We start from the raw sequence: 24064 nt of genomic DNA, 5'->3' as shown, positions 1-24064 counted from the left end.
TTTCTCCGGTCTGCGGTGCGCGCGGCGCGGAACCTCCGGTTGTGGCGCTCGGCCGGGCCATCCGCGCGTCGTACCGGCGGTTCAGGACGTGCGCAGCGGGACGCCGACGTCCTTGCCGCCCTCCTGCGTCAGCCGGCTGCTGACCTGCACGACGCTCGGCGCGGGAACGAACCCGCCCGCGAACAACGCTTCGCCCTGGCGGAACCGGGAGGACTGGGACATCAGCGCGGCCGGCGCGAACCCGAAGACGGCCCCCAGCTCCGCCAGGTCCAGCGGTGAGCTCATCTTCATCAGGGCGAGGTTGTCGCACTGCGAAATAATGCTCGGGTGGATCTTGGACGGGCGCTGGGTGGACAGCAGCAGCCACAGCCCGAACTTGCGCCCCTCGGCGGCAATGCGGATGATCTGCTCGCGAACCGCCTCCTGCAGCGGGCCGCCCGGGTCGGGCGAACACAGGTTGTGGGCCTCGTCGATCACGATCAGCACGGGGCGGCGTTCCTCCCGGCGAGCCCAGAGGTGCTCCAGAACGGACAGCGCGACGACGAGGGGTTCCTCGGCGAACTGGAATCCGCCCAGGTCCAGGACGGTCGCGGTCGGCCGGGTTTCGATGATGTCGGTGGCCGCGGTCTCCTCCCCGGCCCAGATCTGCCAGTCGAGGAGCCCCAGGTTCTCGATGCGCAGGGCCAGGGCGTGGTGCGCGGGATCGGGTGAATCCCGGAGCGCGGACAGGAGCACCGTCGCATCGAGGTGGGCGAACCTGTCCTCGAGGTGCAGCAGGCTGTTGTACTCCTGCCGGTCGACCAGGGGGTCGAGCCGCAGCATGGCCGCCTTGAGGTGCAGCGGGAGGGCGGTGAACCGCGCCCGCAGGTGGCCGGGCAGTCCGGGGGCGACGGGGCCGGCTCCGGGGCGGAGAACGCGAATGTCCCGTCCGCGCAGGCGGTCGGCATCCTCGCTCGAAGCATCGGAGCGCACGTCGGGCAGCCGGACGAAGTCTCCGTTGGGATCGAAAATGACCAGCGGCAGGTCGGTGTGGGCAAGGAGCTGCTCGAGCACGACTCCGAGCGCGTAGGTTTTTCCCGATCCGCTCTGCCCGCACCAGAACGTGTGGCGATTGAAGCGATGCGGCAGCAGTCGCGCCGGCACGTCGGGGTTGGTGGCCAGGGAACCGACCGCCAGGGTCGCGCCCGTCGCGTGGTGGAGGAGTTCGATCGTGTCCTCCCCGGCCGGGGCGACCTCGGCGGACCGGAACGGCGACGAGGCCAGCGGGTCCAGCCGGCCGTCCGGGGCGATGACGCCGAGAATCCGGCCGGTGGCTGCCGCCCGCCCGGTGGGACCGTCGGTGTGCGACTCCACCTGGCCGAGGGCGGTTCGCCCGCCCGCCTGCCGGAAGATCACGAAGCTGCCGGGAGGGAACACCTCGTCTGGCGGGAGCTTGAAACGGAAGGAGCGGCCCTCGGCCGACACCCCAGTGCGGTTCGCTTCGTCTTCGGATGACGTGGCCATGCTGCATGCTAGTGCCGCCCCAGGGCGACGGGAAGGGCCCTCGGCCAGAGCCGCGGTCAGCCGGCCTCGGGCTCGTCCGTGCCTGTCCGCACCCGGAGGATCGTCTCCCAAGCGGCGACGGTGACGAGCACGGCCGTGGTCATCGCCCCGAGGAGGAGCGGCGACACCTGGAACGCGAACGCGAAGACCACCAGGAGTGCCGCCACGCCGGTTAGGTGCGAGACGAGCAGCTCCCGGGCGACGACCCGGCGGAACAGCAGGAGCCCGACGAGGTAGAGCAGCGGCCCGCCGACGATGGTGACGGCCGTGGACAGGCTCATTGCGGCATCCGGATGCTCCAGCACCTCCTTGTCGGCGACGGAGACCAGCACGATCCCGGCGATGAGCACCGCGTGCACGTAGGTGTAGGCGAGGCGGGCGATCCGGCCGGGGGCCTCGGCCGACGCGATGGCCCGGCTCCCGGCGCGCTCGCCGTGGTCGAAGTAGAGCCACCACATGGCTACCCCGCTGACGAAGGCGAGGAGCATCCCGAGCACGCCGGCGACGGAGATGGACTGGGCGACGAACGCGAATCCCGTGACCAGGAACGACTCGCCGAGGGCGATGATCACGAACAGCGCGCTGCGTTCGGCGATGTGGGGACCGGAGAGGTCCCAGTCGTCGACGGCGGCCTTTCCCATGCCGGGCACCCGGAAGGCCAGGCTCGCGGACAGGTATTCGATGGCGATGGCGAGGATCCAGAGCGGGAGCCTGAACCCGAGGGGGAGCAGGGCGCCGAGGATCCACAAGACGGCCGCGACCGAGAGCCAGACGAGCATCCGCACGAAGGTGCGGTGCAGGGCGCGGTCGTGCCGGGCCAGGGCGAGCACCATGAACGCCGTCCGCCCGAGCTGCAGGCTCACATAGGCGATCGCGAACACCAGGCCGCGGTCGCCGAACGACTCGTAGATGGAGGTGCTCATCACGAGCCCCACCAGCGCGAGGCCGATGATCACGCCCCGGACGGGCAGCCGCACCGGGTCCAGCCAGTTGGTCACCCACGTCGTGTAGATCCAGACCCACCAGAACGCGAGCACCAGGATGGCGGACTCGAGGGCACCGACCCAGGACTGGTTCTCGTAGAGGTACCGGGACAGCTGGGTGAGGGCGAGGATGAAGATCAGGTCGAAGAACAGCTCGATGTAGGTGACGCGGTCAGCGCGCTCCGCGTCGGCGGGCCTGAGCAGGTTGCGGCGGAACCCGAGGCGGGCGGTGTCGGGCACGGTTTTCGTCGGGCTGCTCACGCCCCCCATTCTGCCGCCTCCCCGCCCTCCCCGCCCCCGCCCTCCCAGCCCTCCCCGCGAATCCGCAGTCGTGCGCGTTATGCGGCCCGTTTGAGGCGCACAACTGCGGTTTCGCGGGAGGCAGGGGCCCTTGACGCCGGTTCGGGTGCGGTGGAGGCTGGCCGCAAACCGAGTGAGAGGAAAAACAGTCATGCCCGTCGTTGAGGAAAGCGTCTTCATCGCCCGTTCTCCCCAGGAGGTCTTCGATTTCATCACCGATCCCGCAAAGATCCCGGTGTGGGATGCGTCCGTCGTGGCGGCCGAGCAGGTCGGAACCGGCCCCATCGGGCCCGGAACGCGCACCCGAGGCACGAGCAAGATCATGGGCAGGCACTTCGACTGGGTCACCGAAGCGACGCAGTTCGAGCCGCCGACCCGCTCCGTGCTCACGTCCGTCGAAGGTCCGCTCACCTTCACCGTCACCAGCGTCCTCGAACCGGCCGAGGGGGGCACGAGGCTGACCTACCGGATCGACGCGGACGCGGGGCTCGGCGGCGTCTTCGGGCGGCTGGCGGACCCCTTCATCGAGAAGGCCCAGGCGCGGACCGTGCGAGCGAACCTCGAGACCCTCGCCGAGCTCCTCGCCGAGCACCCCGGCGGGTGATCTGCCCAACCGGGAGGGGGATCAGCGGGGCGTGTCGACCCGGTAGGTTTCCACCGGCGGCGACCCGCGGCGATCAGGCCGGCCAGGGCTCACAGGCCCTTTTCGGTCAGCCAATCGAGGAGGACCTGCTCGAACTCCGCCGGGAGCTCCACGCTCGGCAGGTGCGCGGCGTCGCGGAAGGTCACCCCGCGCGCGTTCGGGAGGGCGGAGAGCAGGTACTCGTACTGCGCGAGCACCGGGGTGATGTCGAACGCGCCGACCGTGACGAGCGCCGGCACCTCGATGTCGACCAACCGATCGAAGGCGGGCGGATCGAGGGGGACGGGGACGGGGCATTCCTCCGCGTGCACGACGTTGACCCGGTTGAGTTCGTAGGCGAGGGAGACGAACTCCGGGTCGAGGTCCTCCTCCCGACGCAGGGGCCCGATCGCCCACAGGGCAACCTCGAGCCGGGCCAGACGGTGCCAGTCCTTCGCCTCGAACGCCGCGTCGATCAGGTCGAAGGTCGCGTCCTCGACGTCGGTGAGCTCGACCTCGGGGAATCCGCTCGGGCCGGAGCCGATCGTGACCAGGCCCCTCACGCGCTCCGGGGTCTCCGCGGCGACGTCGATCGCGATCGAGCCGCCGCGCGAGCATCCGACGAGGGTCGCCGCGGCAATGCCGAGGTGGTCGAGCACGGCCCGGGCGTCGGCGCGATTGGAGAACTCGACGTCCTCCGCCACGGTCTGGCCGAAACCACGGGCATCGAAGCGGATGACGAAGTGGTCGGAGGCCAGCGCGTCGACCTGGGGGTCCCACATCCGGAGGTTCGCGATCCCCGCGTGCAGCAGCAACAGCGCCGGCGCGGACACGTGCCCCGCGGTTTCGTAGTAGAGCGCTGCGCCGGGGACGTCGATGTGAGGCATGGTCTGAGGGTAAGCGCGCGGCCCGGCCCGCCACAAGGAATCGCCCGGAGAAGATCGCCCCTAGACTGCGGGTAATGGGTGGAGTGCTGATCGGGTTCGCGATCATCGGGTTCGTGATCCTGGTCGGCTATGTGGTCGAGCGGGTCGGGATTGCCGGCGAGGGCGCGGGCCGCGTGCTGAACCGGCTCACCTTCTTCGTGGCCACCCCCGCCCTGCTCTTCACGATCCTCGTGCACGCCGACGTGCGGGTCTTCGTCTCCCCGTTCCTGGCGACCGTGCTCTGCAGCGTCCTGCTCGGCGCCGCGCTGTACGTGGCGGTCTCGCTGGCCTCCTTCCGCACCCCGGTCGCCGAGACGACGCTCGGGGCCACATCGGCGACCTACGTCAACGCCAACAACATCGGCCTGCCGGTCGCCGTCTACGTGCTCGGCAGCGCCCAGTATGTCGCCCCGGTGCTCCTGCTCCAGCTGCTCGTGCTCGCCCCGCTCACCCTGACCATCCTCGACATGTCCACCCGCGGCCGGGTGTCGCTGCGGTCGATCCTCACCCAGCCGTTGCGGAACCCGATGATCATCGCCTCGGCCGTCGCCGTGCTGATCGCCACCCTCGGCATCACGGTCCCCAAGCCGATCCTGGCCCCGCTGGAAATCCTCGGCGGCGCGGCGATCCCGATGGTGCTGCTCGCCTTCGGGATGTCGCTGCACGGCCAGCGCCTGCTGAAGGCCGGAACGGGGCGCAAGCGGGTCGCCGTCGCCTCCCTGATCAAGGTCGGTGTGATGCCGGTCATCGCCTACCTCGCGGGCCGCTACGTCTTCGGCGTCGCCGGAACCGAGCTGTTCGCCGTGGTGACGGTGGCGGCGCTGCCGACCGCCCAGAACATCTACAACTTCTCCGCCCGGTACGACCGCGCGACCGTGGTCACCCGGGACACGGTGCTGGTCACGACGATCGCCTCGCTCCCGTCGCTCCTGCTGATCGCCGCCCTGCTCGCCTGACCCCCGCTCCCACCCCCGCGAAACCGCAGTTGTGCGCCTTAAACGGGCCGGATAACACGCACAACTGCGGTTGCGCGGGGGGGCGTGGGGCGGGTTAGAAGATCATCGGGCGGTCGTCGTCCTCGCCCTCGAGGGCGAGCTCGACGGCGACCGGAACGTGGTCGCTCGGGGCGTCGCCCTTGCGCTCGTTGCGGTGGATGCTCGCCCCGGTGACCAGGTCGGCGAACGCCGGCGAGCCGAGGATGAAGTCGATCCGCATGCCCTCGTTGCGCGGGAACGCGAGCTGCTTGTAGTCCCAGTACGTGAACGCCCCCTCCGGCACGAGCGGGCGCACCACGTCGGTGAACCCCGCGGCCTCGAAGGCGTGGAAGGCCTCGCGCTCGGGCGGCGAGATGTGGGTGGACAGGCCGGGGATGAGCCCGGGGACGTTCTGGTCGGAGTCCAGCGGCGCGACGTTCCAGTCGCCCATCAGCGCGATGGCCAGCTGCGGGTCGGCGGCGAGTTCGGCGGCGGCATGCTCCCGGAGGCGGGCGAGCCAGTCGAGCTTGTAGGCGTAGTGCGGGTCGTCCAGGGTGCGCCCGTTCGGCACGTACAGGCTCCACAGTCGCAGGTCGTTCACGGTCACGCCCATCGCGCGCGCCTCCTGCGGCAGGCCGGGGCCCTCCTCGCCCTTCAGGAAGCCGGGCATCCCGGGGAAGCTGGTGGCGACATCCGTCATCGGTTCGCGGCTGGCGAAGGCGACGCCGTTCCACTGGCTGAACCCGTGGATGGCGAGCTCATAGCCGGCCTCCTCGAAGGCCTGCGCCGGGAACTGCTCTGGCTTGCACTTGATCTCCTGCATGGCGAGCACGTCGATGTCCTCGCGCACCATCCAGTCGACGACGCGGGCCGAGCGGGCACGAATGGAGTTGACGTTCCAGGTGGCGATGCGCATGGTTCCAGCCTATTTGCTGACGGCGCGGCGGGCTTTCGCTGGAACCGCCGCGGCGAGCGGCCCCGGTGCGGTCGCCGTGCGGGAGAATGAGGACAATGACTGACACCGGCGCCAAGATCGACGGCCTGCGCGCCCGCAAGCGCGAGGCCACTCGATCGACGATCGAGAAATACGCCATCGCCCTGGCCCTCGAGCACGGCTACGACCATGTCACCGTCGACATGATCTGCGAGGCGGCGATGGTGTCGCAGCGCACGTTCTTCAACTACTTCGGCTCGAAGGAGCGGGTGATCCTCGGCCCGACCCCGTCCATGACGACGGATGCCGAGGTGGCGCGCTTCGTCCGGGCCCGAGGCCCGGACGTGGTGTTCGACCTCGTCGCGTCCATTTCCGCCGCGCTGATCGACGACCCGGCCGACCAGGAACTGATGCGGTCGCGGTTCCTGTTGATCACGAACACGCCGGAGCTGATGGCGCGGCAGATGGAGTGGGTCACCGCGCAGGAGGAGCGGCTCGTCGCCCTCGTGCTCGAGCGGTTTCGCGCCGAAGGACGGTCCGAGCAGGCGACCCCCGACCTCGCCGACGAGGCCCGCATGGTCGTTGCCCTGGCCCTCAGCGTGCTCCGGTTCGCCCTGCTGAAACTCTTCGGCGAGCCCACCACCGAGTCGCCCGAAGCGATCCTCCGGCACTCGGCCGACCTCGTCGCGCGAATCACTCGCGGGCCGCGGCCTTAGCCGACGACGGAGACGGACAACACGCGACGGACTGGCAGGATGACTCCATGACGGATTTGCAGGTCGGCTACGCGGCGATGCTCGAACAGTTCGCGCCCGCGGAGGCGGTGGCCCTGTCCGCATACGCCGAGGAGCACGGGTTCAGCGGCGTGATGGCGGCCGATCACTTCCAGCCGTGGGTGCCCGCGCAGGGGCAGTCCTCGTTCGTCTGGAGCGTGCTCGCGGCCATCGGTGAGCGCACGAAGGGGGACCTCGGACCCGGCGTCACCGCGCCGACGTTCCGCTGGCATCCGGCCATGGTCGCCCAGGCCTCGGCCACCCTCGCGTCGATGTACCCCGGCCGGCACTGGCTCGGGCTCGGCTCCGGAGAGGCGCTGAACGAGCACATCGTCGGCCAGTACTGGCCAGAGGCCCCCGAACGCATCAACCGGATGTTCGAGGCCATCGAGATCATCTCGAAGCTGTTCACCGCGTCGATCGCCGGCAAGGACGTCAAGCACTCCGGCCAGTTCTACAAGCTCGAGTCGACGCGCCTGTGGACGATGCCCGCGGTTGCCCCGGAGATCCTCGTCGCCACCGCCGGCCCGGTCACTGCCAAGCGCGCCGGACGGCACGCCGACGGCCTGATCACCGTCGGCGCCCCGCTGGAGAAGATCTCGATGCTCTTCGGCAAGTTCGACGAGGGTGCCAGGGACGGCGGCAAGGACCCGTCGACGATGCCCAGGGTGCTCCAGCTGCACCTGAGCTGGGCCGAGACCGACGAGGAAGCCATGCGCAACGCCATGGTGGAGTGGCCCAACGGCGGGATGAAGTTCCCGAAGGGCGACATCCGTTCGCCGTTCGAATTCGAGCAGATCGCCAGGCTCGTGCGGCCAGAGGACTTCGAGGGCCGGATGATCATTTCGGCCGATCCGGACGACCACCGCGCCTACATCCAGCGGTTCGTCGACCTCGGCTTCGACCGCATCTACCTGCACAACGTGGGTCGGAACCAGCGCCAGTGGATTGACGTGTTCGGCCGCGACGTGCTGCCGAAACTCGCCCGCTAGTGATGGACGCCCCAGCCCGGCTGCCTGGCCCGCCCCGGCCCGCAGCCCCCGAACTTCGGGTATTCGCGCCCGACGGCATCGGAGAGATCGCGGCCGGCGACGACCTCACGGCGATCATCCTGGCAGCGACCGCGGCATTCCTGGTCGACGGCGACATCCTCGCCGTGACGAGCAAGATCGTGTCCAAGGCGGAGGGGCGGCAGGTGGCCGCGTCCGACCGCGAGCAGGCGATCACCGACGAAACCGTGCGCGTGGTCGCCACCCGGGAGCATCCGGGCGGGGTGACCCGCATCGTCGAGAACCGGCAGGGGCTCGTGCTCGCCGCGGCCGGGGTCGACGCGAGCAACACGCCCGACGGCACGGTGCTGCTGCTGCCGCTCCACCCGGATGCGTCGGCGCGCGCTCTCTGCGCGGCCCTGCGCGAGCGCACCGGGCTGCGGCTCGGTGTGGTGATCACCGACACGGTCGGCCGGCCCTGGCGGGAGGGGCAGACCGACATCGCGATCGGCGCGGCCGGGCTCGCCGTGCTCGACGACCTCCGCGGCACGGCCGATTCCTCCGGCAAGCGACTCGACGCCACGATGGCCGCCGTCGCCGACGAGGTCGCCGGGGCGGCCGACCTGGTCAAGGGCAAGACGAGCGGCAACCCGGTGGCCGTGGTGCGCGGGCTCGCCCGCCTGGTGGGCGAACTCGACGAGGCCGACGCCCTCGGGGCCGCCCGGCTGCTGCGCCCGAGCGACCAGGACATGTTCCGGCTCGGTTCGGCGGAGGCGTACGCCGAGGGATTCGCGGCCGGGAGGGCTGCCGCGGCCGCGGATGCTGACGCAGACGACGCAGCGGAAGCTCTGGGTCATGGCGCCGCAGTCGCCGGCGCCGCAGGGGACAACCCCGCGTGAACTGGGTGGCCGTCGTCCCGGTGAAGGGCACCCCGGAGGCCAAGAGCCGCCTCGGCGACCTGCCCGACCGCGGCGGGCTGGCGGACGCCTTCGCGCTCGACACGGTCGCAGCCCTGCTGGAATCGCCGCTGATCAGGGAGGTTTTCGTGGTGACCGCCGACGGCGCGCTCGCGACCCGACTGGCCGGACTCGGCGCGGTCATCGTGCCCGAGCTGCGGCGTGACCCGACCGACCCGCTCAACGCCGCCATCCGGCAGGGGGTGGATGCCGCGCGCGCGGCCCGGCCGGAGTGCGGGATCGCCGTGCTGACGGGCGACCTGCCCGCGCTCACCGCGTCCGACGTGCAGGCCGCGCTGGGCCTCGCGGCCGAGCATCCGCTCTCGATGGTCGCCGACGAGGAGGGGACGGGGACCACGGCGCTGCTCGCGCTCGGCGGGGTGCCGTTCAGCCCGCGCTTCGGCGTCGGCTCCCGAGCGGCCCATCAGGCGGCCGGGCATGTCCCGCTCGGGCTGCCGCCGACCGCCTCGATCCGCCGGGACGTCGACACGGTCGACAACCTCGCCGAGGCGCTGCACCACGGGGTCGGCGTGCACACGAGCGCCCTCGTCGCCAGCGCCTCGGGTGCGCCGGGACTCCCCGCCGGGCCCCAGCGCTGACAGCCGCCCGCCTTCATGGTTCAGTTGCGGGAAAAGTACCTTCGTCCGCGCGGGGAAGGTACTTTGTCCGCAAGTCAGCCCGTCGCGGCGGCGATGGTGAGCACCTCGGCGGCGATGGCGGCCGACGTCGGCACGTCGCGCATCCAGAGCGGCACGGCGGCCGAGCGGATGCCGGCGGCCGCCAGGGCGGGCACGGCGGCGGCATCCGTGTCGTCCACCAGCCAGGCGTCGAGCAGGCCGCCGTTCGAGCGCGACCCGTAGTGCAGGCCGACCGCCTCGGCCGAGGTCTTGACTCCGATCGTGCTCAGGCAGGCGTCCGCCATGCCGCGCACCGCGGCGCCGGCGATGATCGGGGACACCCCGACCACCCGCGCCGCGGTGCCGCGCAGCGCGTCGCCGAGGCCCGGAACCGCCACGATCGTGCCGATCGACACGACCGGGTTCGACGGCGGCAGGATGACCAGGTCCGCGCCGGTGATCGCCTCGATCACGCCGGGGGCCGGGACCGCGGCGGCCAGCCCGAGCTGCACGAATTCGGTCACGGCCACGTGGGCGCGGTACCGCACCCACCACTCCTCGAAGTGGATGAGGTCGCCGGCCCGGTGCTCGTCGGCGTCCGCGCCCAGCCGCACGTGGGTTTCGACCGGCTGGTCGCTCATCGGCAGCAGCCGGGCGCCCGGCTGCCAGCGCCGGCAGAGGAACTCGGTCGCCTCGCTGAGGGTCGACCCCGATCGCATCAGGTCGGTGCGCACGATGTGCGTGGCCAGGTCGAGGTCGCCCAGCGTGAACCAGGACCAGCCGCGCCCGTAGGCCGCGATCTCGGCCGAGGCGCGTCGGGATTCCTCCGGCCGCCCCCAGCCCTGCTCCTCGTTGATGCCGCCGCCGAGGGTGTACATCACGGTGTCCAGGTCGGGGCAGATCCGCAGCCCGTCGAGCCACATGTCGTCGCCCGTGTTCACGACGACCGTGACGGCTGCCTCCGGCCGGGTCGCCGCGAGGTGGTGCAGCAGCCCGCGGGTGAACCGGGCGCCGCCGATGCCGCCGGCCAGGACGGTGATCTTGTTCATCTGTCGGCTTCCTCAGGGGTGGTGGACGGGGAGAAGACGATGACCGGATGCCCGCCGCGCGGATGCTCGAGGATGTCGCAGTCGACGCCGTAGACCTCCGCGATGATCGCGGGCCGCAGCACCTCCTCTGGCGTCCCGGAGGCCACGAGGCGGCCCCGGTGCAGCAGCAGGATGTGGTCGCAGTACGCCGCGGCGAGGTTGAGGTCGTGCAGCGCCATGACCGAGGTCAGCCCGAGGCCCCGAACCTGACCGAGCAGCGACAGCTGGGCGCTCACGTCGAGGTGGTTGGTGGGTTCGTCGAGCAGCAACAGGCTCGGCTCCTGGGCCAGCGCCCGCGCGATCTGCACGCGCTGCTGTTGCCCGCCGCTGAGCGTGTGCCACTGCCGGTCGGCGAACTCGGCGGACCCCACCATGGCCAGCGAGCGGTCGGCCACCCGGCGGTCGTCGTCCCCGCCGAAACTGCCGAGCACCCGGCTGCGGTGCGGGATGCGCCCGAGCAGCACGACCTCGCGCACGCTCAGGTCGACGCTCGGCGCGGCACTCTGCTCGAGCAGGGCGATCCGCCTGGCCGCCTCCCGCCGCGGCAGGGAGGCCACGACCGTCCCGTCGAGCCGGACCTCGCCGGCATCCGGGGTCTCGATGCCCGCGATCAGCCGCAGGAGCGTCGATTTGCCCGCGCCGTTCGGCCCGAGAAGCCCGGTGACGGAGCCCGTGGGGATGTCCGCGGACACGTCGGCGAGGATGCCGGTGCCGTCGATCGCGAACGACACGCCCGCCAGGATCACGCCCATGCGGCACTCCGCTTGCGTTTGATCAGGAGGATGAACGCTGGCACGCCGATGAACGCGGTGATGATGCCGACCGGCAACTCCCGCGGGTCGAACACGGTGCGGGCGAGCGTGTCGGCGACGACGAGGAACAGGGCGCCGAGGATCGCCGCCAGGGGCAGCAGCCGGCGGTGGCCCGGCCCGCTCAGACCGCGCACGAGGTGCGGCAGGATCAGGCCGACGAAGCCGATCGCGCCGCTGACGGCGACCATCGAGCCGGTCAGCAGGGCGACCGCGCCGAGCAGCGCCCACCGGGTGCGGTTGACGTGGATGCCGAGCGCGGCGGCGGACGTGTCGCCGAACGCGAACGCGTCGAGGCGGGTCGCGGCGAGCACGATTCCGGCGCCCACCACGGCGAGGGCGGATGCCGAGATGGCCACGCTGGTCCAGGAGCTGCCGGCCAGGGAGCCGAGCAGCCAGTTGAGGATCTCGCGGTAGGAGTCGCCCTTGGCCGACCAGAAGATGACGAAGGAGGTGCCGGCAGCGGCGAGCTGGGCGATCGCGAGGCCCGACAGCACGGCCCGGCCGGGGGAGATCGTGCCGCCGACCCTGGCGATGGACAGGGTGGCGACCAGGGCGAGGAGCGCGCCGGCGAAGGCGGCGGCCGGCAGCGCGAAACCGACGCCGAGGATGACGACGCAGACCGCGCCGAGGGAAGCGCCGGACGACAGCCCGAGCAGGTAGGGGTCGGCCAGCGGGTTGCGGGTGACGCTCTGCATGACCGCGCCACTGAGCGCCAGCCCGGCACCGACGGCCGCGGCCGTGAGCACCCGCGGCAGGCGCAGCTCCCAGACGATCGAGTCGGTGAGCGGGGGTACGCCGGCGCCGACGGGGAGGCCGAGGTGTCCGGCGATGCTGCCGATCACCTCCGCCAGGCTCACCTCGGCCGGCCCGACCGCCACGGCCAGGGCGGAGGCCAGGGCGAGGGCGACGACGGACAGGACCAGCCAGCCGAGGTATGCGCCCCGCGGTACCCGGCCGCCCCCCTTCCCGGTCATGAGCGGCCGACTACCGGCCGAACTCGGCGAGCTGGTCGATGGCCGACGCGGCGGCCTCGACGTTGCGGATGCCGGCCTCGGTCGCGGCGAACGGCAGGATCACGTAGCGCTTGTTCTTCACGGCTGTGAGCCCCTGCGTGGCCGGGTTCGACTCGAGGGTGGCGATCTTCGATGCGGCCGTGTTCCAGCTGGCGTCCACCAGCACGATCACGTCCGGGTCGGCCGCCACGATGGACTCCCAGCCGACCGGGGTCCAGGTGTCGTGCACGTCGGCGAAGATGTTGGTGAGCCCGGCGGCGGCCATGATCATGGCGGGGGAGCCGATTCCGGCGCCGACGTACGGGCTGTCCGTTCCGCTCGAGTACCAGAGCGCCGTCGTCGTGCCCTTGGCGGGATCCAGGGCGGCCAGGTCGTCCCGCTGCTCGGCGACCAGTTTGGCGGCGGCATCCGTGGCTCCGAAGAGTGCGCCGGCGTCGGTGATCTCGTCGAAGACGCTCTCGAAGGTGAGCGGGTCGGGCATATAGGCGGACGCCTTGCAGGCGGCCGGGGAGACGTAGCTGCCGATGCCGAGGCCGGCCAGCCGGTCGCGCTCGCCGACACCGTCGGCCGAGAAGTTCGACTCCCAGCCGCCGTAGATGAAGTCGGGGGTGAGGCCGAGGACGGCCTCCTGGCCGGGCAGGAAGTCGCTGATCACGTTGAGCGCCTTGCCGGCGGGTGCCAGCGAGGGCGGCAGCGGCCCGTCGAGGAACGCCGAGCCGACGATGCGGTCGCCCAGGCCCAGCGCGAGCAGGAGCTCGGTGGTCGACGACTTGATCGTGACGATGCGTTCCGGCGCCTTCTTCACGGTCACCGTGGTGCCGCAATTGTCGATGCTGACCGGGAACGAGGCCGCGGCGGACGCGCTGGGGGTGGGGTCAGCAGCGCCCGGCACGGTGCAGCCGGCCAGCAGGACGGTGCCGGCGGCAAGCGCCAGGGCGCCCAGGCGAACGGTCTGGCGGTGCATGATCTGGTGGTTCATCAGGGCCTCACGGAGGGGATCCCGGTCCGGCGCGACCATGAGGCGGCGGCGGGCAGGGGGATGCGGCAGGGGAATCCGAGAAAACTCGGTGACCTGCGGCCCAAATCCAAGGCAGCTCGACCGGTCAGAGCCAACCGGCGGTCTGCTTCGATCCTATTGCCTCGGGGCGCCGGGCTCGTCGCTAGGTCCAGCGCGCTTCGAGCGAGTGCGCCACCGGCCCCGGCGGCCGGGCCGCGATCGCGATCGCCCGGGCGATGGGCGTGACGTCGCCCTCGATGGCGGCCGCCGTCACCCGGATGAACGCCCCCGGGCCGTCTGAGGCGAGGAACGACGAGCCTCCGGCGACCCGGATGCCCGCGGCCGCGAGCTGCACGATGGCATCCCGTTCATCCGGCACCGGCAACCAGGTGTTGATCCCGTCGGCCTGGTGCACATCGAGGCCGAACTCGTGCAGGGCATCGGCCAGCGCCTTCTGCCGGGCGAAGTAGATGCGTCTGGCCTCGTTGACCTGGGCGATGCTCTCCCCGTTGGTGAGGAGTTCGTGCAGGATCGTCTGCAGCATCCGGCTGGTCCAGCCCGGCCCGAGCATCCGGCGGGCGACGATTCGGTCGACGAGCTCGGCCGGCCCGCCGAGCGCGGCGATCCGGAGGTCGGGGCCATGCGATTTCGAGTAGCTGCGCACATGCAGCACCCGCCGGGGGAGCCACCGGCCGAGGCTGACATCCGGCGCGATGCTGATCTCCCCGGAGTGGTCGTCCTCGATCACGATCGTGTGCGCGGCGGCCCGGCTCGACGCGAGCAACCCGGCCAGCTGCTCGGCCCGCTCGGCCGTCATCGACGCTCCGGTGGGGTTCTGCGCGCGCGGCTGCAGGATGACCGCCGCGGGGGACAGCTCGAGGGCGGCCGCGAACGCCGCGGGGATGATCCCGTGCTCGTCGACGGCGACCGGAAGCCGTTCGACCCCCAGCTGGTCGAGCAGGTCGAAGAATGGCGGGAAGCCGGGGTCCTCCACGATCACACGGTCGCCGAACCGGGCGACCTGGTCGAGGCTCCGGGAGATGGCGTCGAGGGCGCCGTCGACGACGGTGATCGACTCGGCCGGGAAGGGCCAGGACTCGGTGAGCACGGCGAGCAGCTCGGGGATCACGGGGAAATCCTGGTAGCTCGAGGTCACCGCACGCTGGGAAACCCGGGAGAGGGCGGGGCCCAGGGCCGGGAGGAGCAGCGGGTCCGGGGTGCCGCGGGACAGGTCGATCCGGATGGCCTGCCGGGGGCCGGCCATCGACTGGCTCCGGGCCGGCAGCCACCGCGGCGCCTGCTCGAGCACGAAGGTGCCGCTCCGCCCCCGGGAGACGATCAGGCCGATGCCGGCCAGCGCCTGCCAGGCATGGCTGATCGTGGCCGGGCTCACCCCGAGCTCGCTGGCGAACTGCCGCACCGTGGGCAGGCGGTCGCCCGGTGCGAGCTGCCCGGTGCGGATCATCCGGCCGATCGCCGCGGCGATCCCCGCCGCTGTGCGGCGTTCGATCTCTTCGATAAAGATTTGCATTCTTCTCTTGCCCCTGGCTGGTTTGGGCGACAGGATGATTAACGCGTGCGACACATTCGGAAACACAATTGAAATGTTTACATCGAATAATAACAAACACGGACAGCGCAGTCCGGAAAAGTTTCGATCAGGACAGGCTCACCGCGAATTCTGGAGGCACCATGACCGTAGTTAGGGCAGCAATCACCCAGACCACCTGGACGGGTGACGAGGAATCGATGATCGCCAAACACGAGGAGTTCGTCCGCACGGCGGCGAAACAGAACGTGCAGGTGATCTGCTTCCAGGAGCTGTTCCATGGTCCGTACTTCGGCATCGTGCAGGACTCGAAGTATTACGGCTACGCGCACCCCGTGCCCGGCCCGCTGGTCGAACGGTTCCAGAAGCTCGCCGCCGAGTACAAGATGGTCATCGTCCTCCCGGTCTACGAGGAGGAGCAGCCCGGAGTGCTCTACAACACGGCCGCCGTGATCGACGCCGACGGCACGTACCTCGGCAAGTACCGCAAGCACCACATCCCGAACCTCCCGCAGTTCTGGGAGAAGTTCTACTTCCGTCCCGGCAACGGCGACTACCCCGTGTTCGACACGATGGTCGGCAAGATCGGCGTGTACATCTGCTACGACCGCCACTTCCCGGAGGGCTGGCGCGCGCTGGGCCTGAACGGCGCGGAAATCGTCTTCAACCCCTCGGCCACCAAACCGGGCCTGTCCAACCGGCTCTGGGAACTCGAGCAGCCGGCCGCGGCAGCCGCGAACCAGTACTACGTCGGCGCGAACAACCGGATCGGCACCGAAACGAAGGAGTTCGGCGACGATGCCGTGACCTTCTACGGCAGTTCCTACTTCGTCGACCCGCGCGGAAACTACGTCGGCGAGGTGGCCTCCACTGACACCGAGGAAATCGTCATCCGCGACCTCGACCTCGGCCTGATCCGCGAGGTGCGCAACTCCTGGCAGTTCTACCGCGACCGCCGGCCCGACTCCTACGGACCGATCACCGCGCCCTAGGTCCGGGCCGGCTCGACCGCCACCGGTTGTCGAGCTTGTCGAGACACGACCACCGACCACTAGGAGCGAGAGATGACGACAACACTCATCACCGGCGGCACCGTTGTGACGGCGACCGGCCGGTCGAAGGCCGATGTGCTCATCGACGGCGAGACCATCGTCGCCGTGGTGGCGCCCGGATCCCAGCTGCTGGGCACGGACCTGCCGGCCGGCGTCGACACCGTGATCGACGCGACCGGGAAGTACGTGATCCCCGGCGGCATCGACGCGCACACGCACATGGAGCTGCCGTTCGGCGGCACGGCGGCCTCCGACACCTTCGAAACGGGGACCCGGGCGGCTGCGTGGGGCGGAACGACCACGATCATCGACTTCGCGGTGCAGACGTACGGCCAGCGGGTCTTCGACGGCCTGGCCACCTGGCACCAGAAGGCGGCCGGGAACTGCGCGATCGACTACGCGTTCCACCAGATCATCGGGGACGTCAACGCGGACTCGCTGCAGGCGATGGACGGGCTGCTCGCCGAGGGCGTCTCGAGTTTCAAGCTCTTCATGGCCTACCCCGGCGTCTTCTACTCGGACGACGCGCAGATCCTGCGCGCCATGCAGAAGTCGGCCGAGACCGGCCTGATGACGATGATGCACGCCGAGAACGGCCCGGCGATCGACGTGCTCGTCGAGCAGCTGCTCGCCCAGGGCAAGACCGACCCGTACTACCACGGCGTCGCCAGGGCCTGGCAGATGGAGGAGGAGGCGACCCACCGGGCGATCATGATCGCCAACCTCACCGGGGCGCCGCTCTACGTCGTGCACGTGAGTGCCAAACAGGCGGTGGAGCAGCTCGCCGCGGCCCGCGACAACGGCCAGAACGTGTTCGGGGAAACCTGCCCGCAGTACCTCTACCTCTCGCTCGAGGAGAACCTCGGCGCGCCGGGCTTCGAGGGCGCGAAGTGGGTCTGCTCGACGCCGCTCCGGTCGCGCGCGGAGGGGCACCAGGACCACATGTGGCAGAGCCTGCGCACGAACGACATCCAGATGGTCTCCACCGACCACTGCCCGTTCTGCATGAAGGGACAGAAGGATCTCGGCCTCGGCAACTTCTCCAAGATCCCCAACGGCATCGGTTCGGTCGAGCACCGGATGGACCTGCTCTACCAGGGCGTCGTCAACGGGCGCATCTCGCTCGAACGCTGGGTGGAGATCACCTCGACCACCCCGGCGCGGATGTTCGGCCTCTACGGCAAGAAGGGCGTCATCCAGCCCGGCGCGGACGGCGACATCGTCATCTACGACCCCAACGGTCACACCTCGATCGGGATGGGCAAGACCCACCACATGAACATGGACCACTCCGCCTGGGAGGGCTACGAAATCGACGGCCACGTCGACACCGTGCTCTCCCGCGGCAAGGTCGTCATCGACCACAACGAATACCTCGGAGCCAAGGGTGACGGACAGTTCGTCAAGCGCGGCCTGAGCCAGTACCTGATCTAGACGGGGAAACAGATGGATTTTGGAGCAGTTCTGCAGACCAACCCGCCGTCCGCCCGGACGGTGCAGCTGGCCAAGCTCGCCGAGGCCCACGGCTTCAGCCACGTCTGGACCTTCGACTCGCACCTGCTCTGGCAGGAGCCCTACGTGATCTACAGCCGGATCCTCGCCGAGACGGACAAGATCATCGTCGGACCGATGGTCACCAACCCGGGAACGCGCGACTGGACGGTCACGGCGTCGACCTATGCCACCCTCAACGAGATGTACGGCAACCGCACCATCTGCGGCATCGGCCGCGGCGACTCGGCCGTGCGGGTGATCAACGGCGAACCCACCACCCTGCGCACCCTCCGCGAGTCGATCCACGTCATCCGCGAGCTGGCGAACTCGCGCTCCGTCGAATACAACGGCGCCACCCTGCAGTTCCCCTGGAGCCGCGGCTCGAGCCTCGACGTCTGGGTCGCGGCCTACGGCCCGCTGGCCCTCAAGCTCGCCGGCGAGGTGGGCGACGGGTTCATCCTGCAGATGGCCGACCTCGACGTGGCCGCCTGGATGATCAAGACCGTCCGGGATGCCGCGGCGAACGTGGGCCGGGATCCGCTGTCGATCAAGTTCTGCGTCGCCGCGCCGATGTACATCGGCGAGGACTGGGACCACATGCGCAACCAGTGCCGCTGGTTCGGCGGGATGGTCGGGAACCACGTCGCCGACATCGTCGCGAAGTACGGCACCGACTCGCACGTGCCGAAGGCGCTGACCGACTACATCGCCGGCCGCCAGGACTACGACTACAACCAGCACGGACGCGCCGGCAACGTGCACGCCGACTTCGTGCCCGACGAGATCGTGGACCGGTTCTGCCTGCTCGGCACGGCCAGGGATCACATCGAGAAGCTCGAGGCCCTCCGGGAGATCGGCGTCGACCAGTTCGCCGGCTACCTGCAGCACGACAACAAAGAAGAAACGATGCGCGTGTACGGGGAGACCGTGATCCCGGCCATGGCCGACCACATCGTGGCGAAGGCATGACCCGGACGGCAGAGCTGGCCCCGCCGGCGGCTGGGAAGACCCGGCCGACGCGCGGACAGGCGCGCCGGGGGCAGGCGCAGCTGCGCCGCATCCTCACCGGGGCGCTCGGCCTCATCGTGCTCGCCGCCCTCTGGGAACTCTACAAACTGCTCGGCCCGGCCGACGGGGTCGTCGTCGGCGGCACGACCCTGCTGCCGCGCACCAGCGACCTGGCCATGCCGCATCTCTGGGTGATGGCCGAGCGGGTGCTGGAACCGGTCACCGGCGCGGCCGCGGCCCTGCCGCTCTGGCTCGTCGTGCTCCAGGGATCGATGTTCACGCTCGGGATCGCCGCGGTCGGCTGGCTCGTCGGGGTCACCGTCGGACTGCTGCTCGCGCTGCTCATGCAACGCTTCCGGCTCGCCGAATCGGCGGTCCTGCCCTGGATCGTGCTCAGCCAGACCGTGCCGCTGATCGCGCTCGCCCCGCTCGTCCGGCGCTGGGGCTCGCAGATCGAGGTCGGGAACTTCAGCTGGGAAAGCTGGATGTCGGTTGCCCTGATCGCGTCCTACCTCGCGTTCTTCCCGGTGTCGGTGGGTGCGCTGCGCGGCCTCTCCTCCCCGGACGCCAACCACGTCGACCTCATGCACTGCTACGCCGCGGGCTGGTGGACGACGCTCTGGCGGCTCCGGCTGCCGGCGAGCGTCGGCTACCTGCTGCCCGCCCTGCGGCTGGCCGCGGCCAGTGCCGTCATCGGCACCGTCGTCGCCGAGGTGTCGATCGGGCTGCGCGGCGGAATCGGCCGGCTGATCGTCGAGTACGCCGGCGCGGCAGGCGGCGACCCCGGCAAACCGTGGGCGCCCATCTTCGGATCGATCGCCGTCGGCCTCCTGGCCGCCGGCTTCGTGGGCCTCATCGGCCTGTTCCTTCGTCGTTTCCGCAGGGGAGAGGTCGCAGCATGATCATGGAGTCCGCCGCGGGCGGCCGGGCCCCCGCCGTCGAGGTCGGCGGCGTCAGCCGTGTCTTCACGGGCCGGAAGGGCGCATCCGTGACCGCCCTCGACGACGTGAGCCTCACCGTCGCCCCCGGCGAATTCGTCTCCCTGATCGGCCCGAGCGGCTGCGGCAAGAGCACGCTCCTGCGGCTGATCGCCGACCTCGACACCCCGACGGCCGGCAGCATCCGGGTGTTCGGCAAGCCGGCCAGGCAGGCGCGGATCGACCAGGACTACGGCATCGCCTTCCAGCAGGCCGGCCTGCTGCCCTGGCGCACGGTGGCCGGCAACATCGAGCTCCCGCTCGAACTGCACGGCGCCGGCAAGGCGGCCCGCCGGGCGCGGGCCGCCGAACTGATCGAACTCGTCGGCCTCTCGGACTTCGCCGAGAACTACCCGGACCAGCTCTCCGGCGGCATGCAGCAGCGCGTGGCGATCGCCCGCTCGCTGGCCGAAAGTCCCAGCCTGCTGCTGATGGACGAACCCTTCGGCGCGCTCGACGAGATGACCCGCGAGCGGATGCAGAACGAACTCGTGCGGATCTGCGGCGAAACCAGCGCGGCGGTCGTCTTCGTCACGCACTCCATCCCGGAGGCCGTGTTCCTCTCCGACCGTGTCGTGGTCATGTCGCCCCGGCCCGGACGCATCCGTGACGTGCTCGGCGTCGGCCTCGGCGACACGGCCGAGCGCGGCGAGAACCTGCGCGAGGACGAGGCGTTCTTCCACGCCGTGAGCCAGGTGCGCGAGCTGCTGCACGGCCAGGCGCCCACCGGCGCTCGCGGGGTCGAGACCCGATGAACCGGGGGCAGCAGGGCGGGGCCGGGCTCGTGCGCACGGCGCTGCCGCCGGTCGTGTTCGGCGTCGCCGCCCTGCTGCTCTGGCAGTGGGCGGTCGTGGCGTTGGACATCAAGGCGTTCATCCTTCCCGGGCCGTTCCTGATCGGCGAGGAGTTCGCCGCCAACCTGCAGAACGTCATCGCCGGCATGGTCGTCACCGGCCGGAACGCCCTGATCGGCCTCCTCGTCGGCGCGCTGCTGGGCATCCTGGCCGCGATCGTCGCGGCGCTCGTCCCCGTGTCCGACGAGATGGGCGCCCCGATCGTGGCGTCGATCTCCGTGGTGCCGATCGTGGCGCTCGCCCCCGTGCTTTACACGATGTTCGGTGCCGGCGCGGAAACGGCCCGCCAGATCGTCGCCGGGCTGGCGGTGTTCGTGCCGGTTTACTTCAACACCCTCAAGGGGCTCCGACAGGTGCGCCCGGTGCACCGCGACCTGATGCGCTCCTACGCGGCCTCGAGCTGGCAGGCGACGAAGACCGTCACCCTGCCGACGGCGACGCCCTACGTCTTCACCGGCCTGCGGATCGCGTCCTCGCTCGCGGTCATCTCCGCCCTGATCGCCGAGTACTTCGGCGGCCCGGTCGGCGGCCTCGGCAAGTCGATCACCTCCTCGGCCTCGAGCAGCAACTACGGGCTGGCCTGGGCGTACGTGCTCGGGTCGATCCTGCTCGGTCTCCTGTTCTATTCCGCAGCCCTCGCCCTCGAGAAGCTGGTCAGCCGCCGAACCGCCGGCTAGGTGTCCGGCCGCTCCCGCCGGCCGGTCGTTCCAATCCCCACCCTGAGTAGTCACAGCGAAAACGGAGGAATCATGAAACACAGCACACGATGGCTCGGCATGCTCGGTACCGTCGCCACGGTCAGCGCGCTCGCCCTCACCGGATGCAGCACTGGCACCGACACCGATGACGGCTCGCCGGGGGCGGCGGACGGCGAACTCACGCCGGTCACCCTCCAGCTCCAGTGGGTCGCCCAGGCCCAGTTCGCCGGCTACTACGCCGCGGTCGACCAGGGCTTCTACGAGGACGAGGGCCTCGACGTAACCATCACCGAGGGCGCAGCGGACATCGTCCCGCAGGACGTGCTCGCCTCCGGCGACGCCGACTTCGCCATCTCCTGGGTGCCCAAGGTGCTCGGCTCGATCGAGCAGGGCGCCAACATCACCAACGTCGCGCAGATCTTCGAGCGCTCCGCCACCACCCAGATCTCCTTCAAGGATGCCGGCATCGAGTCGGCCGCCGACCTCAAGGGCAAGAACGTGGGCAGCTGGGGCTACGGCAACGAGTGGGAGCTCTTCGCCGGCATGCAGAAGGCCGGCGTCGAGGTGGGCGACATCAAGCTCATCCAGCAGGCCTTCGACATGAACGGCTTCCTCTCCGGCGACATCGACGCAGCTCAGGCGATGACCTACAACGAGTACGCGCAGGTCCTCGAGACGAAGAACCCGAAGACCGGCGAGCTCTACCAGCCCGAGGACCTCAACGTCATCGACTGGAACGAGGAGGGCACCGCCATGCTGCAGGATGCCATCTGGGCCAACGCCGACCTGCTCGAGTCCGACAAGGACTACGCCGACACCACGGTGAAGTTCATCAAGGCCTCGATCAGGGGCTGGATCTACGCCGCGGAGAACCCCGAGGACGCAGCCGGCATCGTGACGGCCGCGGGATCCCAGCTCGGCCAGAGCCACCAGCTGTGGATGACCAACGAGGTCAACAAGCTGATCTGGCCGTCCACCAACGGCATCGGCATGATCGATGAAGAGGCCTGGCAGAACACCGTCGACATCGCGCTGAACACGAAGAACGAGACCGGCGCGACCATCATCACCGCCGACCCGCCCAAGACCGCCTGGTCGAACACCTACGTACAGCAGGCGCTCGACGAACTGGAGAAGGATGGAGTCGACGTCAAGGGCGAGGGCTTCAAGCCCCTCACCGTCACCCTGAAGGAGGGCGGCGCCTAACATCGTCGCCGGCCGGGTGGCCCGAACCGGGCCACCCGGCCACCCCCGCACAATCACTGATGATTCACAGAAGGAAACGCGATACCCGTGACTGACACCGTCGACAGCACCACCGGACCCGGGGCCACCGGACCCGGAATGAATGAGCGCACGAGCGAACTCGACCGCGCCTTCGTCTTCCACTCCTGGTCCGCGCAGGCCGCCCTCAAGCCGCTGGTCATCGCCGGGGGGCTGGGCAGCCGCGTCTGGGACCACGACGGGCGCAGCTACCTCGACTTCTCGAGCCAGCTGGTGAACGTCAACATCGGCCACCAGCATCCGGCCGTCGTCAAGGCCATCGTCGAACAGGCGAGGACCCTCACGACGATCGCCCCGTCGACCGCGAACCTCGCCCGCGGCGAGGCGGCCCGGCGCATCGTCGACCGCGCCCCCGAGGGCTTCAGCAAGGTCTTCTTCACCAACGGCGGTGCGGATGCCAACGAGAACGCGATCCGGATGGCGCGGCTGCACACCGGCCGCGACAAGGTGCTCTCGACCTACCGCTCGTACCACGGCAACACCGGCGCCGCGATCGTGGCAACCGGCGACTGGCGCCGCATCCCGAACGAATTCGCGCGCAGCCATGTGCACTTCTTCGGGCCGTACCTCTACCGCAGCGAATTCTGGGCGGCCACGCCCGAGCAGGAGTCGGAGCGCGCCCTGCGCCACCTGGAACGCGTCATCCAGAGCGAGGGCCCCAGCTCGATCGCTGCCGTGCTCCTGGAGACGATCCCCGGCACGGCCGGCGTGATGCTGCCGCCGCCCGGTTACCTCGCCGGGGTGCGCGAACTCTGCGACCGCTACGGCATCATGCTCATCCTCGACGAGGTCATGTGCGGCTTCGGGCGCTCGGGCCGCTGGTTCGCCTTCGACGGCTACGACGTCGTGCCCGACCTGATCACCTTCGCCAAGGGCGTCAACTCCGGCTACGTGCCGACTGGGGGCGTGGTCATCCCGGATTCCATCGCCCGCGACTGGGACACGAACGTCTTCCCCGGCGGCCTGACCTACAGCGGTCACCCGCTGGCGATGGCGTCCATCGTCGCGGCGCTGGACGCGATGGAGGACGAGGGCATCGTCGAGAACGCGGCCCGGATCGGCCGCGATGTGCTCGCGCCGGGCCTGGCGGAANGCGGCGAGGGCGTGTTCTGGGCGCTCGAGCTCGTCGCCGACCGGGAGACCCGCGAGCCGCTCAACGGGGCGGTGATGGGGCGGATCAAGGCCGAGCTGCTCGGCCGTGGCCTGCTGCCCTTCCTCGCGGACAACCGCATCCACGTCGTGCCGCCCTGCGTCGTCACCGACGACGAGGTCGCCGAAGCCCTCGCCGTCTACGACGAGGTGCTCGGCCTCGACCTGCTGGCCTGATCGCCGGCCCCCACAATCCACAACACCGAAAGAATCGAAAGATAACTATGAACGCCATTCCCACAGTCAGTCACTGGATCGACGGAGCGGCCGCCGCCGGTACCTCCACGCGCACCGCGCCGGTCTTCAACCCGGCGACCGGCCAGGTCGCCCGGAACGTGAGCCTGGCCAGCACGGCCGACGTCGACGTCGCCGTCGCGTCGGCCCTGGCCGCGTTCCCGGCCTGGCGCGACACCTCGCAGGCGAAGCGCCAGACCATCCTGTTCAACTTCCGTGAGTTGCTCAACGCCCGCAAG

At 70.2% G+C, this 24064-nt stretch carries 24 protein-coding genes; 15 read left to right on the top strand and 9 right to left on the bottom strand.

The genetic code is table 11. The features are described from left to right. Window positions 1-81: 81 nt before the first annotated feature. Together E3O23_RS14900 and E3O23_RS14895 are read right to left on the bottom strand one after the other, a co-directional pair. Window positions 82-1503: an ATP-binding protein gene (locus tag E3O23_RS14900; protein WP_134492339.1), complete on the bottom strand. Its 1422-nt coding sequence runs from the start codon at window positions 1501-1503 to the stop codon at window positions 82-84. Window positions 1504-1559: 56 nt separating this feature from the next. Further along, window positions 1560-2786, bottom strand: coding sequence for a low temperature requirement protein A (locus tag E3O23_RS14895; RefSeq protein WP_166790532.1), 1227 nt, complete (start codon window positions 2784-2786; stop codon window positions 1560-1562). Window positions 2787-2976: 190 nt separating this feature from the next. Here E3O23_RS14895 and E3O23_RS14890 point away from each other — a divergent pair, with 190 nt between their 5' ends. After that, window positions 2977-3429, top strand: coding sequence for an SRPBCC family protein (locus E3O23_RS14890; RefSeq protein ID WP_134492335.1), 453 nt, complete (start codon window positions 2977-2979; stop codon window positions 3427-3429). 89 nt (window positions 3430-3518) lie between these two features. On the opposite strand, the gene E3O23_RS14885 is transcribed toward E3O23_RS14890, so the two are convergent. After that, a complete protein-coding gene (locus E3O23_RS14885) occupies window positions 3519-4334 on the bottom strand; it encodes an alpha/beta fold hydrolase (RefSeq protein WP_134492333.1) in 816 nt (271 codons plus the stop codon). 74 nt (window positions 4335-4408) lie between these two features. Here E3O23_RS14885 and E3O23_RS14880 point away from each other — a divergent pair, with 74 nt between their 5' ends. Further along, window positions 4409-5329, top strand: coding sequence for an AEC family transporter (locus E3O23_RS14880; RefSeq protein ID WP_134492331.1), 921 nt, complete (start codon window positions 4409-4411; stop codon window positions 5327-5329). A gap of 94 nt (window positions 5330-5423) precedes the next feature. Here E3O23_RS14880 and E3O23_RS14875 read toward each other — a convergent pair whose 3' ends face one another. Further along, on the bottom strand, window positions 5424-6263 hold the full coding sequence (locus E3O23_RS14875) for an exodeoxyribonuclease III (protein WP_134492329.1): 840 nt from the start codon (window positions 6261-6263) through the stop codon (window positions 5424-5426). Between the two features lie 95 nt (window positions 6264-6358). Between E3O23_RS14875 and E3O23_RS14870 the strand changes: the two genes are divergently transcribed. Genes E3O23_RS14870 through cofC form a run of 4 tightly spaced genes read left to right on the top strand, consistent with a single transcriptional unit; the run spans window position 6359 to window position 9598 of the window. Beyond that, entirely contained in the window at window positions 6359-6997 is a 639-nt protein-coding gene (locus E3O23_RS14870) for a TetR/AcrR family transcriptional regulator (RefSeq protein WP_166790531.1), read from the top strand. A 47-nt stretch (window positions 6998-7044) separates the two neighbouring features. Beyond that, window positions 7045-8046 (top strand): TIGR03557 family F420-dependent LLM class oxidoreductase, encoded by a 1002-nt coding sequence (locus E3O23_RS14865; RefSeq protein WP_134492325.1) that lies wholly within the window; start codon window positions 7045-7047, stop codon window positions 8044-8046. 2 nt (window positions 8047-8048) lie between these two features. Further along, window positions 8049-8942, top strand: coding sequence for a coenzyme F420-0:L-glutamate ligase (cofE, locus tag E3O23_RS14860; protein WP_134492369.1), 894 nt, complete (start codon window positions 8049-8051; stop codon window positions 8940-8942). Beyond that, on the top strand, window positions 8939-9598 hold the full coding sequence (cofC, locus tag E3O23_RS14855) for a 2-phospho-L-lactate guanylyltransferase (RefSeq protein WP_134492323.1): 660 nt from the start codon (window positions 8939-8941) through the stop codon (window positions 9596-9598). The genes cofE and cofC overlap by 4 nt, the downstream gene beginning before the upstream one ends. A gap of 74 nt (window positions 9599-9672) precedes the next feature. Here the strand turns inward: cofC and cofD are convergent, their stop codons facing one another. From cofD to E3O23_RS14830, 5 genes are all read right to left on the bottom strand, one after another. Continuing rightward, entirely contained in the window at window positions 9673-10665 is a 993-nt protein-coding gene (cofD, locus tag E3O23_RS14850) for a 2-phospho-L-lactate transferase (RefSeq protein ID WP_134492321.1), read from the bottom strand. Further along, window positions 10662-11456 (bottom strand): ABC transporter ATP-binding protein, encoded by a 795-nt coding sequence (locus E3O23_RS14845; RefSeq protein WP_134492319.1) that lies wholly within the window; start codon window positions 11454-11456, stop codon window positions 10662-10664. Before E3O23_RS14845 ends, cofD begins: the two co-directional genes overlap by 4 nt. Continuing rightward, complete coding sequence (locus E3O23_RS14840; protein WP_134492317.1) at window positions 11447-12490, bottom strand: putative F420-0 ABC transporter permease subunit; 1044 nt, start codon at window positions 12488-12490, stop codon at window positions 11447-11449. Before E3O23_RS14840 ends, E3O23_RS14845 begins: the two co-directional genes overlap by 10 nt. Before the next feature lie 10 nt (window positions 12491-12500). Continuing rightward, window positions 12501-13508 carry a putative F420-0 ABC transporter substrate-binding protein gene (locus tag E3O23_RS14835; protein WP_134492315.1) on the bottom strand — a complete coding sequence of 336 codons (1008 nt, stop codon included), beginning with the start codon at window positions 13506-13508 and terminating at the stop codon, window positions 12501-12503. A 181-nt stretch (window positions 13509-13689) separates the two neighbouring features. Beyond that, window positions 13690-15057, bottom strand: a complete 1368-nt coding sequence (locus E3O23_RS14830) for an aminotransferase-like domain-containing protein (protein WP_134492313.1) — start codon at window positions 15055-15057, stop codon at window positions 13690-13692. 161 nt (window positions 15058-15218) lie between these two features. Here E3O23_RS14830 and E3O23_RS14825 point away from each other — a divergent pair, with 161 nt between their 5' ends. The 9 genes from E3O23_RS14825 to E3O23_RS14785 all read left to right on the top strand — a co-directional run. Then, window positions 15219-16067, top strand: a complete 849-nt coding sequence (locus E3O23_RS14825; RefSeq protein ID WP_134492311.1) for a nitrilase-related carbon-nitrogen hydrolase — start codon at window positions 15219-15221, stop codon at window positions 16065-16067. A 72-nt stretch (window positions 16068-16139) separates the two neighbouring features. Next, window positions 16140-17561, top strand: coding sequence for a dihydropyrimidinase (hydA, locus tag E3O23_RS14820; protein WP_134492309.1), 1422 nt, complete (start codon window positions 16140-16142; stop codon window positions 17559-17561). Between the two features lie 12 nt (window positions 17562-17573). Further along, on the top strand, window positions 17574-18590 hold the full coding sequence (locus tag E3O23_RS14815) for a TIGR03842 family LLM class F420-dependent oxidoreductase (protein WP_134492307.1): 1017 nt from the start codon (window positions 17574-17576) through the stop codon (window positions 18588-18590). Then, window positions 18587-19531 (top strand): ABC transporter permease, encoded by a 945-nt coding sequence (locus E3O23_RS14810; protein ID WP_134492305.1) that lies wholly within the window; start codon window positions 18587-18589, stop codon window positions 19529-19531. The genes E3O23_RS14815 and E3O23_RS14810 overlap by 4 nt, the downstream gene beginning before the upstream one ends. A gap of 2 nt (window positions 19532-19533) precedes the next feature. Then, complete coding sequence (locus E3O23_RS14805) at window positions 19534-20361, top strand: ABC transporter ATP-binding protein (protein WP_198415195.1); 828 nt, start codon at window positions 19534-19536, stop codon at window positions 20359-20361. Beyond that, on the top strand, window positions 20358-21137 hold the full coding sequence (locus E3O23_RS14800; protein ID WP_134492302.1) for an ABC transporter permease: 780 nt from the start codon (window positions 20358-20360) through the stop codon (window positions 21135-21137). Before E3O23_RS14805 ends, E3O23_RS14800 begins: the two co-directional genes overlap by 4 nt. 72 nt (window positions 21138-21209) lie before the next feature. Further along, window positions 21210-22364, top strand: coding sequence for an ABC transporter substrate-binding protein (locus E3O23_RS14795; RefSeq protein ID WP_134492300.1), 1155 nt, complete (start codon window positions 21210-21212; stop codon window positions 22362-22364). Between the two features lie 138 nt (window positions 22365-22502). After that, complete coding sequence (locus tag E3O23_RS14790) at window positions 22503-23768, top strand: aspartate aminotransferase family protein (protein ID WP_134492367.1); 1266 nt, start codon at window positions 22503-22505, stop codon at window positions 23766-23768. A gap of 47 nt (window positions 23769-23815) precedes the next feature. Further along, on the top strand, window positions 23816-24064 hold a 249-nt coding region (locus E3O23_RS14785), incomplete at its 3' end, for an aldehyde dehydrogenase family protein (RefSeq protein ID WP_134492298.1).

The sequence above is a fragment of the Cryobacterium tagatosivorans genome, from assembly GCF_004402215.1.
GTDB lineage: Bacteria > Actinomycetota > Actinomycetes > Actinomycetales > Microbacteriaceae > Cryobacterium > Cryobacterium tagatosivorans.
This window is presented reverse-complemented; position numbering and strand designations above follow the sequence as displayed.

What these genes read in the sequence shown, in the direction of transcription:
- E3O23_RS14900 (WP_134492339.1), bottom strand. Translation starts at nt 1,503, where the DNA reads ATGGCCACGTCATCCGAAGACGAAGCGAACCGCACTGGGGTGTCGGCC.
- E3O23_RS14885 (WP_134492333.1), bottom strand. Translation starts at nt 4,334, where the DNA reads ATGCCTCACATCGACGTCCCCGGCGCAGCGCTCTACTACGAAACCGCG.
- E3O23_RS14845 (WP_134492319.1), bottom strand. Translation starts at nt 11,456, where the DNA reads ATGGGCGTGATCCTGGCGGGCGTGTCGTTCGCGATCGACGGCACCGGC.
- cofD (WP_134492321.1), bottom strand. Translation starts at nt 10,665, where the DNA reads ATGAACAAGATCACCGTCCTGGCCGGCGGCATCGGCGGCGCCCGGTTC.
- E3O23_RS14815 (WP_134492307.1), top strand. Translation starts at nt 17,574, where the DNA reads ATGGATTTTGGAGCAGTTCTGCAGACCAACCCGCCGTCCGCCCGGACG.
- E3O23_RS14825 (WP_134492311.1), top strand. Translation starts at nt 15,219, where the DNA reads ATGACCGTAGTTAGGGCAGCAATCACCCAGACCACCTGGACGGGTGAC.
- E3O23_RS14795 (WP_134492300.1), top strand. Translation starts at nt 21,210, where the DNA reads ATGAAACACAGCACACGATGGCTCGGCATGCTCGGTACCGTCGCCACG.
- E3O23_RS14865 (WP_134492325.1), top strand. Translation starts at nt 7,045, where the DNA reads ATGACGGATTTGCAGGTCGGCTACGCGGCGATGCTCGAACAGTTCGCG.
- hydA (WP_134492309.1), top strand. Translation starts at nt 16,140, where the DNA reads ATGACGACAACACTCATCACCGGCGGCACCGTTGTGACGGCGACCGGC.
- E3O23_RS14805 (WP_198415195.1), top strand. Translation starts at nt 19,534, where the DNA reads ATGGAGTCCGCCGCGGGCGGCCGGGCCCCCGCCGTCGAGGTCGGCGGC.
- E3O23_RS14875 (WP_134492329.1), bottom strand. Translation starts at nt 6,263, where the DNA reads ATGCGCATCGCCACCTGGAACGTCAACTCCATTCGTGCCCGCTCGGCC.
- E3O23_RS14800 (WP_134492302.1), top strand. Translation starts at nt 20,358, where the DNA reads ATGAACCGGGGGCAGCAGGGCGGGGCCGGGCTCGTGCGCACGGCGCTG.
- E3O23_RS14830 (WP_134492313.1), bottom strand. Translation starts at nt 15,057, where the DNA reads ATGCAAATCTTTATCGAAGAGATCGAACGCCGCACAGCGGCGGGGATC.
- cofE (WP_134492369.1), top strand. Translation starts at nt 8,049, where the DNA reads ATGGACGCCCCAGCCCGGCTGCCTGGCCCGCCCCGGCCCGCAGCCCCC.
- E3O23_RS14810 (WP_134492305.1), top strand. Translation starts at nt 18,587, where the DNA reads ATGACCCGGACGGCAGAGCTGGCCCCGCCGGCGGCTGGGAAGACCCGG.
- E3O23_RS14870 (WP_166790531.1), top strand. Translation starts at nt 6,359, where the DNA reads ATGACTGACACCGGCGCCAAGATCGACGGCCTGCGCGCCCGCAAGCGC.
- E3O23_RS14840 (WP_134492317.1), bottom strand. Translation starts at nt 12,490, where the DNA reads ATGACCGGGAAGGGGGGCGGCCGGGTACCGCGGGGCGCATACCTCGGC.
- E3O23_RS14880 (WP_134492331.1), top strand. Translation starts at nt 4,409, where the DNA reads ATGGGTGGAGTGCTGATCGGGTTCGCGATCATCGGGTTCGTGATCCTG.
- E3O23_RS14835 (WP_134492315.1), bottom strand. Translation starts at nt 13,508, where the DNA reads ATGAACCACCAGATCATGCACCGCCAGACCGTTCGCCTGGGCGCCCTG.
- E3O23_RS14890 (WP_134492335.1), top strand. Translation starts at nt 2,977, where the DNA reads ATGCCCGTCGTTGAGGAAAGCGTCTTCATCGCCCGTTCTCCCCAGGAG.